Origin of the sequence: Pantoea sp. Fr+CA_20, assembly GCF_024520835.1 — a bacterium.
Classification (GTDB): Bacteria; Pseudomonadota; Gammaproteobacteria; order Enterobacterales; family Enterobacteriaceae; genus Pantoea; species Pantoea allii.
Map to the genome: position 1 here is coordinate 265,728 of NZ_JALNPN010000005.1, position 13,538 is coordinate 279,265.

Consider the following 13,538-nt stretch of genomic DNA (forward strand, 5'->3'; position numbering starts at 1 on the left):
AGGGGCACTGAGAAACGAGAAAGCCGCTCAGTGATGAGCGGCTTAGAAAAGTTCTGGTTGGCGCTTGAAATCACACGGTGCCTGGCTGTAACAACAGGGAGGCGGTGTGAGGTTGGTAGCTTGTTATAATCAATCGTTGGGCGGGATGGGGAAGTTTTTTACTGAAACGACAAAATGCTGTTGGCTTTTACTGATGCGCGCACCGCGTTCGCACCACTGACTTGCCAGACGAAAGAAATCGTCACAACCGATGTCGTATGCCAGCTCCACCTTATTGATGCCTGAGTGCAGTAAGTTTTCTGCATCCTTCAGGTTTTTAGCTTTGATGATCATATCTGTACCCTCGATTTCAGGAGCAAACAGAATACGTTTTTTTCATGACAGAATTGTTTCAATTTAATGAACGGCTGTCATATTTGTTGTTTTTGTGAAGTAATCAACATTTGCATTTTATTAATAAATAAATGATTTTTATAATTAATGTTGTATTTATTCGCAATTTTTCAGGAAAGTCCGATACACCAACGATAAGCGCCAGGCGGGGCTGAACAGCCTGGCGGACCGAATTTGTTTAGCCCTGCTCACGTCTGAAAAAGAGCAGGCAGGGCAAAGGCTTCTCAGGTCTGGGCTTCATTATGGGTTGCCGGTTGCTGACGTTCCTGTGCCAGAAAACTCAGGTCGCTTCCTGACGGGCGCTGGTAGATGCGCAATGAAAAGACGTTAGCGATGGCATAAATATATTCGAAGATTGTCGATTGGGTATTTTCATAGTCGACCCACAGAATTGATGACGTGAAGCAATAGACTTCAATGGGCAGCCCCTCAGAAGAAGGCTTCATCGACCTCACCACGATATACATGTCTTTTTTGATGTCATCTCGCTGAGCCAGCCAGGCTGTAAGATAGTGACGGAAGATCATCAGGTTAGTCATACCGTTTTCAACAAACCAGCGGTCACCTACGGCACTCAGTTCCCGACCATCCATAAGTTTGGAGAGTTGCTCATTGATACCGCGAATCTGCGTCATGGGCTCCAGCATGGCGTGGTCCACAAAACCTATCGACGTCTGATCAATGTAAAAACTGCGCATGATTCGGCGAGCACCGGATGAGAACATGGCCTGCCAGTTGGTATAGGTTTCAGTAAGAAAGGTTTTGGTGGGAACACGGGAAAGCGTGTTGTCCCAGTTGCGAATGGTGATGGTGTGAAGGGCGATATCAATCACTTCACCACTGATGTTGTTCGCCGGGATTTCAATCCAGTCACCCAACTGCAGCACATCATTGGATGACAGCTGAATATTCGCCACCAGCGACAACAAGGTATGCTGAAATATCAACATCAGCACCGCCGCCACCGCACCGAGACTGGAGATAATAATCACTGGCGATTTATTCGACATAATGGCCAGGATCATAATCGCCGAGATGATATGCACCAGGATTTTGCCGACCTGAATATAACCTTTAATCGAATGATTTTTACGTTTCGACTTTTTAACATAGGAGATATTGATAATCTCCAGGACTTCATTAAAAAACAGCGACAGGTAAACCATAAATAAAATGCCGCAGATAGTCTTAATCGCGATTAACAGATGCTCGGGCAAGTCCGGCATAAACTGCAGCAGAAAGTAAACGGTGATAACCGGAATGAAATTAGAGATTTTTTCAGACAACCTGACATCTTTGTCGAGCGGCACCTGTTTCTTATGGGTACTAAAAAACACCTTACGTACCACTTTTACCACAAAAAACTTACAAATCAGATGCGCAACCAGGCCCGCGACGATCAACACAACGAGGTTAATAGCAACAGAAAGTGCAGGTTTGTTTTCAATATAGTGTTGTATGTCGTTCAAATAATTCATGTTAATCGTATGCCTGAAAATGTTGTTTGTATTCAACCACAAACCCGATGATGCCGATAAGCGTAGCGTGCGTTTGGGCTTCCTGCGACGAGTAAGTTAATGGAATTTATTCATAATGTCATTTCGAGGTTGCACTGTGGCAGCGCTGACCGCCGCTTTCAGACCGCCGCAGCAGGGCAGCCGATGACAGAGCAGATGGCCCTGCGCCTGCACTGAGGGTGGGCTGCTTTCTGCACGCGGCAGGAAACACGTGCTGCACGATGAGGATTTATTGGCGGTCAGCATGGTACGTTGCCGCCGTAAGGGCACTTTCACCGCGTTTTTACAACACTAAATACGCATGTTTCTGCACTGTATATTTTTAGCTTTCATTATTTAACGATAATGCATTTCATCAGGTTTATATCGATTGAGCAATGTCGTAACCCCTTTTACTAAAATGATTGGTTAATTCAAACCCACAAGAGGGTGAGTGAAACGATTCTGTTTTATTCCTCTTTACTGTCCTCTTAATGATCTTTTTGCCGCCATTCAGCACGATATTTATATACAGGAAATCACACCGTGCTCCATCACAGGAGGTTACACAATGGGGTAACCTCCTCCGGCTTTTATGCCTGCATAAGCTAAATATATGGAAAATATAGTCATGATTTTGCTTATGCGAGGGTTATCGTAGGCCAAAAATAGCTCTAAAACATATGCTTATCGCCACCTCTTTTCAGGAAGGCGAAAGGTGAAAAATGAAAACGAATATTACGTCAAACAGTGATACCGCTTATCGTGCCCAGCCGGTGCGCTCGGGTCGCGTTGGCTTTGTTGAAAAGGCCGGATTTGGGGCCGGTGATGCCGCCTGTAATATGCTGTTTAATCCGATAACCATGTTCTTGTCTTTTTTCTATACGGATATATTTGGACTGGCACCTGGGGTTGTGGCGACCATATTTCTTGTTGTACGTTTTGCCGATGCGGTTTTCGACCCCTTTTACGGCGCTTATATTGATAAAACCACGACGCGCTGGGGGCGTTTTCGTCCGTGGATTATTGGCTTTGCTGTGCCCTTTGCCATTAGCTGTATGGTGATGTTTTACACGCCGGATTTACAGGGCCATGCAAAGGTCATGTATGCCTTTATTACCTATCTGATCCTGTCGCTGCTTTACTCTGGGGTGAATATTCCTTACTGCTCGTTGGGCGGGGTGATCACCACCAATGCGCAGGAACGGGTTTCCTGCCAGCAGTTCCGCTTTATGGGCGCGGGGCTTGCCAGCTTATTCTGCACCCTGACCTTACTGCCGATGGTAGCGTTTTTCGGTAACGGAAACCGGCAAATTGGTTTCTTCTGGGTCATCACGCTGTTTGCCGTGATCTCCCTGTTTCTGTTTGTTTTTTGCGTCGCGACCACCCGAGAGCGCATCACACCTAAGAGCAATGCCGGGGAGTCGATTTTCGCGATCATCCGGCAAATTACAAAAAACGATCAGTGGGTTGTTTGTGTTTTTGCCATGTTTCTCGACTGCATTCCTTCCTTTGTACGCGGCGCGGCCTGTATCTATTTCGCAAAATACGTGATGGGACTGAACGACTATTACGCCACGCTGTTTCTGAGTACCGGCATTGTTGCCGGTATTCTTGGCTCTTACATTACCCCGTATTTCACCAACCGCTGGTGTAAAGTCCAGGTTTATCAGGCCGCTAAATCGACAGCCCTGGCAATGTCGATCGTGTTCTTCTTTTTACCCGCCCAGAGTAGTGTGCTGGTTTTCATCTGGTTTTTTATCCTGTCTGTCATTCATCAGATTGGTGCACCCATCCTGTGGTCGTTCATTGGCGATGTCGATGACTACGGCGACTGGAAAACGGGCAAGCGCTTATCCGGAATCTGTGCCTCCGGCAACCTGTTTTCACTCAAAATTGCCCTGGCCGTCAGTGGCGCGATTGTGGGCGGGGTTCTGTCGTTTACCGGTTATCAGGCCAATGTGGCCGAACAAAGCCGCAGTGCGATCGATGGCATTTACGCACTAATGGTCTGGATTCCCGTGGTCGGTTATCTGCTGTCTGTGTGGCTGGTCCGCACGCGCTATATCCTGACCACCGCCAAAATGAAAACCATTGAAGACGATCTGTTCTCGACTCATCCCGACTGAGTCTCCAGCTGTAATCCATTGTGAAAACAGAAGGGAAGAAAATGATTAAGTACTTTTTTCAAAAACAAAACACCATCGATCGGGTGGACGATGCCCTGTACGGTTCCTTTGTGGAACACCTTGGACGGGCCGTCTACAGCGGCATCTATGAACCGGGCCATGCCACGGCGGACGAACAGGGTTTTCGTCAGGACGTGGGCGAACGGGTAAGAGAGCTGGGGATTAGCACCGTCCGTTATCCCGGCGGTAATTTTGTTTCGGGATACAACTGGCGCGATGGTATTGGCCCAAAATCAGCGCGCCCGGTAAGGCTGGATTACGCGTGGCTGACCAAAGAAAGCAATCAGTTTGGCATAGATGAGTTTGCCACCTGGTGCGAAAAGTATGGGGTTACGCCGATGATCGCCGTCAATCTCGGCACAGGCACGCCGCAGGAGGCCGGTTACTTCATTGAGTACTGTAATCTGGCATCCGGCACCGCACTCAGCGATCTGCGTATCCAGCATGGTCGGCAAAAACCCTATAATTTCAAGCTCTGGTGCCTGGGCAACGAGATGGACGGCGAGTGGCAGACCGGGCAATTGAGTGCGGAAGATTACGTCAAAAAAGCGCGTGAAACGGCAAAAATCATGCGTTGGGTTGATCGGGATATCAAGCTGGTCGGATGCGGCAGTTCTAATTCGCTTCAGGCCAGCTATCCCGAATGGGATCGCATTGTACTGGAGGGGCTTTATCATCAGATTGACTACCTGTCATGCCATCATTACTTTGAAAACAGCACCGGTCATCCACAGGATTTCTTAGCCTCGTTCCAGAAAATGGATGATTTTATTCATACCATCACGGCAACGGCCGACTATGTTAAAGCCAAACTGCGCAGCGATAAAAAGATGATGCTGTCGTTTGATGAATGGAATATCTGGTCTATCGAAGGCGAGCCCTGGCAGGATCACTTTATCGACCCGAACAACCTGTATCAGGAAGCGCCGCCGTTACTGGAACAGTCTTATACTTTTCTGGATGCGCTGACGTTCGGTGGGCTAATGTGTTCGTTGCTCAATCACTGTGACCGGGTAAAAATGGCGTCCCTGGCTCAACTGGTCAATGTGATTGCTCCCATTTTCACCCGCCCCGGTGGTGAGGTGATTCGCCAGACCATCTTCTGGCCTTTCCAGATGGTGAGTCAGTATGGACGGGGACAGGCATTACGCTATTTTGCCAATGTTCCTACGGTGAACACCGTGCATGGCGAAACCCGACAGGTTCAGAGCGCGGCCGTTTACAACGAAGAGAAACAGCAGATCGCCTTCTTCGCGCTGAACACCCACGCCCATGATGTGGCAGACATTACCTTTGTGCTTGATGAGTTTGGTGAGGGGACATTATCACAACATGTCGTGTTAGCGGGCCATGCGCTGGACGCTAAAAATACCTTTACTGAGCCGGATAAGGTGGTGCCGCAGCCGCGCACTGTCACCGATGCACAGCGTCGCCAGAAACAGGTGTCACTCCCGCCTCTCAGCTGGAATATGGTGGTGATCGATCTGCAGCCCTGAGGCTTTGATCGCCCAGATACCAGAAAGGCGTGGGCATCTGGGCAGTCAGAATGGATATGGCCTGACTCTGCTCGCAGGCAATAAAAAAGCAGCCGTAAGAGGCTGCTTTTTAAGGGATAATTTGGTCGGCACGAGAGGATTTGAACCTCCGACCCCTGACACCCCATGACAGTGCGCTACCAGGCTGCGCTACGTGCCGAACTTTGGAAAGCTAGTCTACTGATTCTTCGTACGAATGCAAGCTACCCGGCAACTAACTGCCGCATTATTAATCAGTTAGCAATAAAACGTTTCTCTTCTGTGAGCACCTGCAACAATAGCGCCAGCTCCGGTTTATGATCTTTCAGCACTTTTCCACTGGCGTCATAAGCGCGGTAGCTCCCGTTATTGTTCAGCACCAGCGTGATGTCACGCGTCGTGATCACCAGCTTGTTGTCTTCACTACTGGTGACCCAGTCATGGCGACGCTGAGCAGCAAACAGATCTTCGCCCTGGGCATAATTCACCGGATTCGTACTGACGTGCAGCAAGCGCTGCATCAGCGTCACCATCACATCCTGATGATCGGAAAGGCGCGTCACCGTCTGTGCTGGCGTGTCCGGCCAGTGAATAACCAGTGGAACCTGCAGGATTTGGCGATTGCCTTCATTATCGGGATCGCCATCCAGCGGCACGCCATGCTGCGCCGTAATGACCACCACGGTGTTTTTCAGCAAGTCGCGTTGCTGCAGCGTAGTGAGAATGGCCTGAATCTGATCATTGAGCGCTGGTGCCTGGCGCATATAGCTGCGCTGCCGTGCTTTGGCGTTATCGCCGCTCACTGTCGGGCCATGCAGTGCCACCCAGGAGAACCATGGCGTACCATCGCTCTTTTGAGCGCCCAGCCAGTTTTGCCATTGCGAGACGGTGCTGGCATTGGGCTGTTCTTCACTGGCAGGCAGCGTGTAGTCGGACAGCAGAGCCTGACGATAAAGTGGCTGACTAAATCCATCCGATGAGAACAGGCCAAACTGATAGCCCTGGGTGCTCAATGCGGTGAGAAGGGCGGACGGCGTTCGCTGTGCCAGCACACCGTTCATATAGCTGGCCGAGATACCGTAGAACAGACCAAACAGGCCTTTTTCTGCATTATCGCCCGCGCTGAAATGTTGGGTAAAGCGTACGTTCTGGCTGGCAAACTGGTTCAATGCTGGCAGGGCGCTGTCACTACTGGCGCTGTTCAGCCCATCCACCGTAATCACTAACAAATTATCGCGCGCGCCTTTATCCGCAAAGGTGATATCACTGAGCGGATACTGTACTGCTGCGGCTTCAGGATCGCCTTGTTGCACCAGACGACGCTGATATTCCTGCGCATCCAGCAAACCATGGCGCTCCAGAAAGCGACGTGCCGTCATAGGATAGGAAAGGGGCAAATTTGCGCGCTGCATGGTAATCGGGCGATAAAAATTGGCATCAGCCCAGATATACATTAAGTGGCTGGCAAAGAAGGCGCTGATAAAGAGCGCTGCCAGCGGCTTGCCAAAAGAGCGGCGGTTCAGGCTGCGCAGCTTCTGCCAGCTCCAGGTAGCAAACAGAATCTCCACCAGGAAAATCAGCGGCACACCGATAAACATCAGCTGCCAGTCGCGCGCCATTTCACTTTGATCGGGGTTAATCACCAGTTCCCATACCACCGGATTAAGGTGTAAATGGAAACGATTGAACACGGCACTGTCGACCATCAGCAACGTTAAGCCGGCGGTGGCGACCACCGTCGAAAGCACCCGCATCAAACGTTGCGACATGACGACAAACGTCAGCGGGAAGATAATCAACAGATAAGCGGCAAACACAATAAAGCTGAAGTGACCCACCCAGCTTGTGTACGCATAGATACGTCCCGCCAACGAGGCAGGCCAGTCGGCAACCAACAGATAGCGGCTACCCAGAATCAGCGCGAAAAAGATATTGAACAGAGCAAACCAGTGTCCCCAGCTAATCATCTGGGAGACTTTCTCGCGGTAGCGCTGTCGGTTGGTTACCATAGTTTTACGTCAGATCAGCGAATTAATGGGTGCTGTCGTCTACCGATGCCTGCAGTGCATCAGCAAAAGAACGTGCCAGAGAGCGGCGTTGCGCAGGCGCAACATCGCTGTTAATCAGGTTGGTTACCATGTTCCCCAGTACCATCAGGGAGAGGTCGGTGGGTGCCTGGTCTTTTTGCAAAACCTGCGCCATTTCCGCGAGGAGTTGTTCAACGCGTTGGTCGCTGTAACGGGATGATTGTGGCATAGCGAAAAGTTATCTCGTCTCAAAAGGCGATATAGTACCGGAACAGCGCACTTTTTTCCGCAAATTTATCGAAAGCGCACTGTTCGCATGATGCATGGAGTTGAAAGCTGCTGCTGGCGGTGTTTGAATACGCGCCTGTGCTATTAGGAGAGTTTACCATGAGTCTGGATATCGACCAGATTGCCTTGCATCAGTTAATTAAACGTGATGAAAATCAGTTTGAGCTGGTGCTTCGTGATTCGTTACTGCCTGCCACCAACACCGTCGAAGCGATGGTGGAAGAGCTGCACCGTGTTTACAGTGCGAAGAGTAAAGCTTACGGGCTGTTTAATGCTGAAAGCGAGCTGGCAGAAGCGCTGCGCAACTGCCGCAAAGGTAACGATGATTTTCTCGCTTTTAGCCGGGCTGCGACCGGACGTCTGCGTGATGAACTGGCAAAATATCCGTTCGCCGAAGGCGGCGTGGTGCTGTTTATTCAGTATCGCTACCTGGCGGTCGAATATTTACTGGTGGCGGTGTTGAACAGCCAGTCCAGTATGCGCGTCAACGAACAAATGGATATCAGCAGTACCCATTATCTGGATATTAATCATGCCGATATTGTGGCACGTATCGATCTGACCGAATGGGAAACGAATCCGGAATCAACCCGTTACCTGACCTTCCTGCGTGGACGCGTCGGGCGCAAAGTTTCTGATTTCTTTATGGACTTCCTGGGTGCGGAAGTCGGACTGGACACCAAGGCGCAAAACCGGGGACTGTTACAGGCAGTGGATGACTACTGTGACGAGTCGAACCTGGATAAAAACGAACGCCAAAATTACCGTCAGCAGGTTTACAGCTACTGTAATGAGCAGCTTCAGGCGGGCGAAGAAATTGCGCTAAAAGAATTATCAGGCGAGCTCCCTCCGCTGGGTGAAAAGACGTTTGAAGCCTTTACCCAGGAACAGGGCTATGAACTGGAAGAACATTTCCCGGCGGATCGCGGTACGTTACGCCAGTTAACCAAGTTTGCCGGCAGCGGCGGCGGTCTGACCCTGAACTTCGACGCACTGTTACTTGGTGAACGCATTTTCTGGGACCCGGCAACGGATACGCTGACCATCAAAGGAACGCCACCTAACCTGCGCGAACAGCTTCAACGCCGCACCAGCAGCAAGTAATGCCAGGCCGGGGCAATGCGTTCCGGCGGATAACAGACAAAATAAAAGGGCCGGTTTCGCAACCGGCCCTTCTACGTTCAACCCATTCGGCGATTAAGCGCGAACGAAGTCGATGTGGTGCAGTTTTGGCTTGAACGGGTGACGCTGAACAGCCTGCACTTTAACTTTGGTGTCTTTACCGTCAACCACCAGAGTCAGAACTTCATCGTAGAAGCCTGGCTTAGTTTGCAGGTTCATCACCTGGTCGTGGTCAAGGTCGATAGCAACCGCTGCTTCTGAACCACCGTAGATGATGGCCGGGAAACGGTTTGCTGTGCGCAGGCGGCGGCTCGCACCCTTACCCTGCTCTTTACGTTCTGCTGCTTCGATAGTGAACATTGATACGTCTCTTTATGATTCCTGCTACAGGCGACCCAGTAACAGAAGGGTTATTCAACACTGCTTATGCACATGCAAAAGCGGGCGGCATTATAGCCGTAATAGGCAGCAGGGGCAAACGCTAATCCGGCCTAACGGAGTTCGTTAGCGCGGCGAAAGCGTCCCTGGTAGTCAAAGAGCTTTTCACGGATCTGCCAGAAGTGGCCTTTGGCGCGCGCCACAACAAAATCGGGATGGCGCAGCAGGGGTTGCAAAGCCAGCACATCGGCAGCGGTTTGCCAGCCTAATGGCACGCCAGGGGCGCGCTGATGAGGGCGCATAAACAGTTGCTCAAACGCTTTGCGCTGTGCAGGCGTTTGCAGGCGAAACCGTTCGCTGACGCTGGTGCCATCTTCATCAAAATAGGTGGCTTTCAACCATTCGCCTTTGTCGTCCTTACCCTGTTCCAGCGTCATGCCGCCGCAGCGCAGTACGCGTGCATCTTTCAGCTTCAGGGCGGCTTTGAGCATATCATCGGGATCGACCAGAATCTTGTCGCATTCCCGACAGCGGCGAGCGGCGATATCGTTTTCAGCGTTACAGTCCGGGCAGTTTTTAAAGCGAAACCGGTAGTCGCACTGTTCTCGCTCGCCTTCATCGTCTTCCAGAACGCCCTGGCAACGCCGGCCAAAGTGCTCAATCACCATGCCGTCCTGGGTGGCCTTGCCCCAAAATGTATTCGCGAAACCACATGCAGGGCAAAATACCTGCACCGGCTGATTGTCGCTTTTGCCTTTTGGCGCGCCGACTTCAGGGGTAAAAAGATCGTGCGGATTTCCGGCGTAGTCCAGAATCAGGCAATCTTTTTTACCGGGTGACAAACGTAAACCGCGTCCCACAATTTGTTGATACAGGCTGACCGACTCGGTGGGGCGCAGGATTGCAATCAGATCCACATGCGGCGCATCAAAGCCGGTCGTTAACACCGCGACGTTAACCAGAAATTTAAGCTGCTGGGCTTTAAACGCCGCGATCACCGCATCGCGCTCCTGCGCATGGGTTTCCGCCGACACCAGTGCGCTGTTCTCGGGCAGCAGGCCCAGAATTTCGCGCGCGTGCTCCACAGTGGAGGCAAAAAGCATGACGCCGTGGCGATCCTCGGCAAACTCTACAATTTGCCGGATGATATGCGGGGTAATCCGCTGCTGCTGTTTGAGCTCCCGATTCAGGTCGGCTTCGCTGAACAGACCATTAGCCTGAGCGGTGAGGCGGCTGAAATCATATTGAACCACCGGCATATCCAGCCGCTCTGGCGGCACCAGAAACTGATGCTTGATCATGTAGCGCAGAGGCAGCTCGTAGATGCAGTCACGGAACAGGGCCTTCTCATCGCCACGGACCATGCCGTGGTAATGAAAGCGATAAATCCATCCCTTGCCCAGGCGAAACGGCGTGGCGGTCAGACCCAGCAATCGTAACTGGGGATTGTGCTGGCGCAGATGATGAAAAATCTGTTGGTACTGGCTCTCTTTATCGTCGCCAATACGGTGGCACTCATCCACAATGACCAGTGAGAAAGCACTGTCAAACAGGCTGAGATTACGTGCAACGGACTGGACGCTGCCGAACACCACCTTTCGCTGGCTCTCTTTACGCTGCAACCCTGCCGCAAAGATATCGGCCTCAAGTCCGTAAGCCTGATATTTGCTGTGATTTTGCGCCACCAACTCTTTGACGTGCGCCAGCACCAGCACCCGACCGCGTGCCAGGCGCGCCAGTTCGGCAATCACCAGGCTTTTTCCGGCCCCGGTGGGCAGGACGATCACGGCAGGTTCATGATGGCGACGGAAGTGGGCGATGGTGGCATCGACCGCGTCCTGTTGATAAGGGCGTAAGGTAAAAGACATGCTGCTCACTTTTGTAAAATCTGCCGCAATTATGCCACGAATCCACTGTAAACGCGCTGTCAGCGAGGCGCAGTTCAGGATATACTTCTCATACTTTTTCAACGGTTAAACAGGCCGTTTTAGTTTCCCTCCGCAGTAACAGGCAAAACGAATTCATGCGACTCGACAAATTCATCTCTCAGCAACTGGAAATCAGCCGTGCTATCGCTGCACGTGAAATCCGTGGTCAACGTGTCACCGTTAACGGTGACGTGGTGCGCGACACCGCTTTCAAACTCCAGCCCGATCACGAGGTTGAGTATGACGGCAACGTGTTACAGATGCAGACCGGGCCGCGCTACTTTATGCTGAACAAACCGCAGGGTTATGTCTGTTCTACGGACGATCCCGATCATCCCACCATTATCTATTTCATTGAAGAACCGATGGCATTTAAGCTGCATGCCGCAGGCCGGTTGGATATTGATACCACCGGTTTAGTTCTGCTTACGGATGATGGTCAGTGGTCACATCGCATTACCTCACCGCGTCACCATTGCGAGAAAACCTACCGTGTGACGCTTGAAGCGCCGGTGAGCGAGGATACGGCCGCGCAATTCAGCGCAGGTGTGCAACTGCATAATGAAAAGCACCTGACAAAACCTGCTCAGCTTGAGGTCATCACGCCCACTGACGTGCTGCTCACGCTTAGCGAAGGCCGTTACCATCAGGTGAAACGTATGTTCGCCGCCGTGGGTAACCGGGTCGTTGGCCTGCATCGCGAGCGCATTGGCGCGATTGCGCTGGACGACGCGTTAGAACCGGGTGAATACCGCCCGTTAACCGCAGAAGAGATAGCCAGCATTGGCTTGCCAGAAGAACTTAAACAGAAATAGCGAGAAACCCGGTGCGTAAGGAAAAGAATTCGCCGATGGGCCTGGTCGTTATTCTCGGCCTGTTAGCGATGTTGATGCCGTTATCGATAGACATGTATCTGCCAGCGATGCCACAAATTGCGCGCCAGTTTGCGGTGTCCGCCGGGAGCGTGCAGATGACGCTCAATCTTTACATCCTGGGGTTTGCCATCGGTCAGTTGATCTACGGTCCCCTGGCCGACAGCTATGGCCGCAAGCCGGTCATTACGCTGGGTACCCTGATCTTTGCCTGTGCGGCGGCGGCCTGCGCACTCTCGCAGTCGATTGAACAGCTTATTGCGATGCGGTTTTTGCACGGCCTGTCTGCGGCGGCCGCCAGCGTTGTGATCAATGCGTTGATGCGCGACAGTTACTCGAAAGAGGACTTTTCGCGCATGATGTCATTCGTGATGTTAATTACCACCATCGCACCGCTGCTGGCCCCGATTATCGGCGGCTGGCTGCTGTTAATCTGGAGCTGGCACGCCATTTTCTGGACGCTGTCGATAGCGGCCGTTATCACCACCGTGCTGGTGGCGACCCAGATTCGCGAAACCCTTAAACCTGAGCAGCGGCAGCGCTTTCACCTGCGCACCACGCTGGGGAATTTCGTTATCCTGTTTCGCCATAAGCGGGCGTTCAGCTATATGTTATCAAGCGGATTCTCGTTTGCGGGGCTGTTCACTTTTCTCAATGCCGGCCCTTTTGTTTACATCGAACTGAATCACATTTCGCCGCAGAGTTTTGGCTACTACTTCGGCCTGAATATTGTGTTTTTGTTCATCATGACGCTGATTAACAGCCGTGCAGTGCGCCATTTTGGCCCCGTCGCCCTGTTCCGTTTTGGGTTGTTGGTGCAGTTTGCGATGGGCATCTGGTTGTTGATGGTGAGCGCTTTCGATCTGGGGTTCCTGCCGCTGGTATTGGGCATTGCGATGTTTATCGGCTGTGTTTCCATGGTGTCGTCTAATGCGATGGCCGTCATCCTTGATGAGTTTCCGCATATGGCCGGTACCGCCTCCTCTCTGGCGGGTACGTTACGCTTTGGTGTCGGCGCACTGGCTGGCGCGCTGCTGTCTCTGTTCAGTTTTAACAGTGCCTGGCCTATGGTGGGAACCATTGCGCTGTGCGCGACCCTCTCTGTTTTGTTATTTCTCTACGCTTCACGTCCTCGTTCCGTCGCCCGCTAAGCGGGCGTCGCGCCTTGCTGCGATCCGCCTTTATCCGCTTATAAAATAATGTTTCTTATTTGTGAAAAAAAATAGCAAATAAAGTAATCACATTGGGTCTAAAATGATTGTTAGTTATCATTAAACGCGGTACATATAGCCCAAAGTGAGATTTAACTCTCAAATTTGCTTTTACAGGAT

General features: G+C 51.5%; 11 protein-coding genes and 1 tRNA gene. 5 read left to right on the forward strand and 7 right to left on the reverse strand.

Annotated features, from left to right (window positions below; all coding sequences use genetic code 11):
* Positions 1-129: 129 nt before the first annotated feature.
* Positions 130-333: a hypothetical protein gene (locus NR177_RS09605; protein WP_063880261.1), complete on the reverse strand. Its 204-nt coding sequence runs from the start codon at positions 331-333 to the stop codon at positions 130-132.
* 284 nt (positions 334-617) lie between these two features.
* Complete coding sequence (locus NR177_RS09610; RefSeq protein ID WP_256852780.1) at positions 618-1,871, reverse strand: mechanosensitive ion channel family protein; 1,254 nt, start codon at positions 1,869-1,871, stop codon at positions 618-620.
* 743 nt (positions 1,872-2,614) lie between these two features.
* Here NR177_RS09610 and NR177_RS09615 point away from each other — a divergent pair.
* Complete coding sequence (locus tag NR177_RS09615) at positions 2,615-4,018, forward strand: glycoside-pentoside-hexuronide (GPH):cation symporter (protein ID WP_145393974.1); 1,404 nt, start codon at positions 2,615-2,617, stop codon at positions 4,016-4,018.
* Positions 4,019-4,059: 41 nt separating this feature from the next.
* On the forward strand, positions 4,060-5,574 hold the full coding sequence (locus tag NR177_RS09620; RefSeq protein WP_256852781.1) for an alpha-N-arabinofuranosidase: 1,515 nt from the start codon (positions 4,060-4,062) through the stop codon (positions 5,572-5,574).
* A 122-nt stretch (positions 5,575-5,696) separates the two neighbouring features.
* On the opposite strand, the gene NR177_RS09625 is transcribed toward NR177_RS09620, so the two are convergent.
* The 3 genes from NR177_RS09625 to NR177_RS09635 form a co-directional block, all read right to left on the reverse strand.
* A tRNA-Pro gene (locus NR177_RS09625) sits at positions 5,697-5,773 on the reverse strand.
* A gap of 73 nt (positions 5,774-5,846) precedes the next feature.
* Positions 5,847-7,601, reverse strand: a complete 1,755-nt coding sequence (yejM, locus tag NR177_RS09630; RefSeq protein ID WP_172898271.1) for an LPS biosynthesis-modulating metalloenzyme YejM — start codon at positions 7,599-7,601, stop codon at positions 5,847-5,849.
* Between the two features lie 22 nt (positions 7,602-7,623).
* Entirely contained in the window at positions 7,624-7,848 is a 225-nt protein-coding gene (locus NR177_RS09635) for a YejL family protein (protein ID WP_063880245.1), read from the reverse strand.
* A gap of 158 nt (positions 7,849-8,006) precedes the next feature.
* Here NR177_RS09635 and yejK point away from each other — a divergent pair, with 158 nt between their 5' ends.
* A complete protein-coding gene (gene yejK / locus NR177_RS09640) occupies positions 8,007-9,011 on the forward strand; it encodes a nucleoid-associated protein YejK (RefSeq protein WP_256852782.1) in 1,005 nt (334 codons plus the stop codon).
* A 93-nt stretch (positions 9,012-9,104) separates the two neighbouring features.
* On the opposite strand, the gene rplY is transcribed toward yejK, so the two are convergent.
* Positions 9,105-9,389, reverse strand: coding sequence for a 50S ribosomal protein L25 (rplY, locus tag NR177_RS09645; protein WP_063880243.1), 285 nt, complete (start codon positions 9,387-9,389; stop codon positions 9,105-9,107).
* Between the two features lie 131 nt (positions 9,390-9,520).
* Complete coding sequence (locus tag NR177_RS09650; RefSeq protein ID WP_256852783.1) at positions 9,521-11,275, reverse strand: DEAD/DEAH box helicase; 1,755 nt, start codon at positions 11,273-11,275, stop codon at positions 9,521-9,523.
* Positions 11,276-11,430: 155 nt separating this feature from the next.
* Here NR177_RS09650 and rsuA point away from each other — a divergent pair, with 155 nt between their 5' ends.
* Together rsuA and NR177_RS09660 are read left to right on the forward strand one after the other, a co-directional pair.
* Positions 11,431-12,150, forward strand: coding sequence for a 16S rRNA pseudouridine(516) synthase RsuA (rsuA, locus tag NR177_RS09655; protein ID WP_096010859.1), 720 nt, complete (start codon positions 11,431-11,433; stop codon positions 12,148-12,150).
* Positions 12,151-12,161: 11 nt separating this feature from the next.
* Entirely contained in the window at positions 12,162-13,358 is a 1,197-nt protein-coding gene (locus tag NR177_RS09660) for a Bcr/CflA family multidrug efflux MFS transporter (protein ID WP_063880241.1), read from the forward strand.
* Positions 13,359-13,538 lie beyond the last annotated feature (180 nt).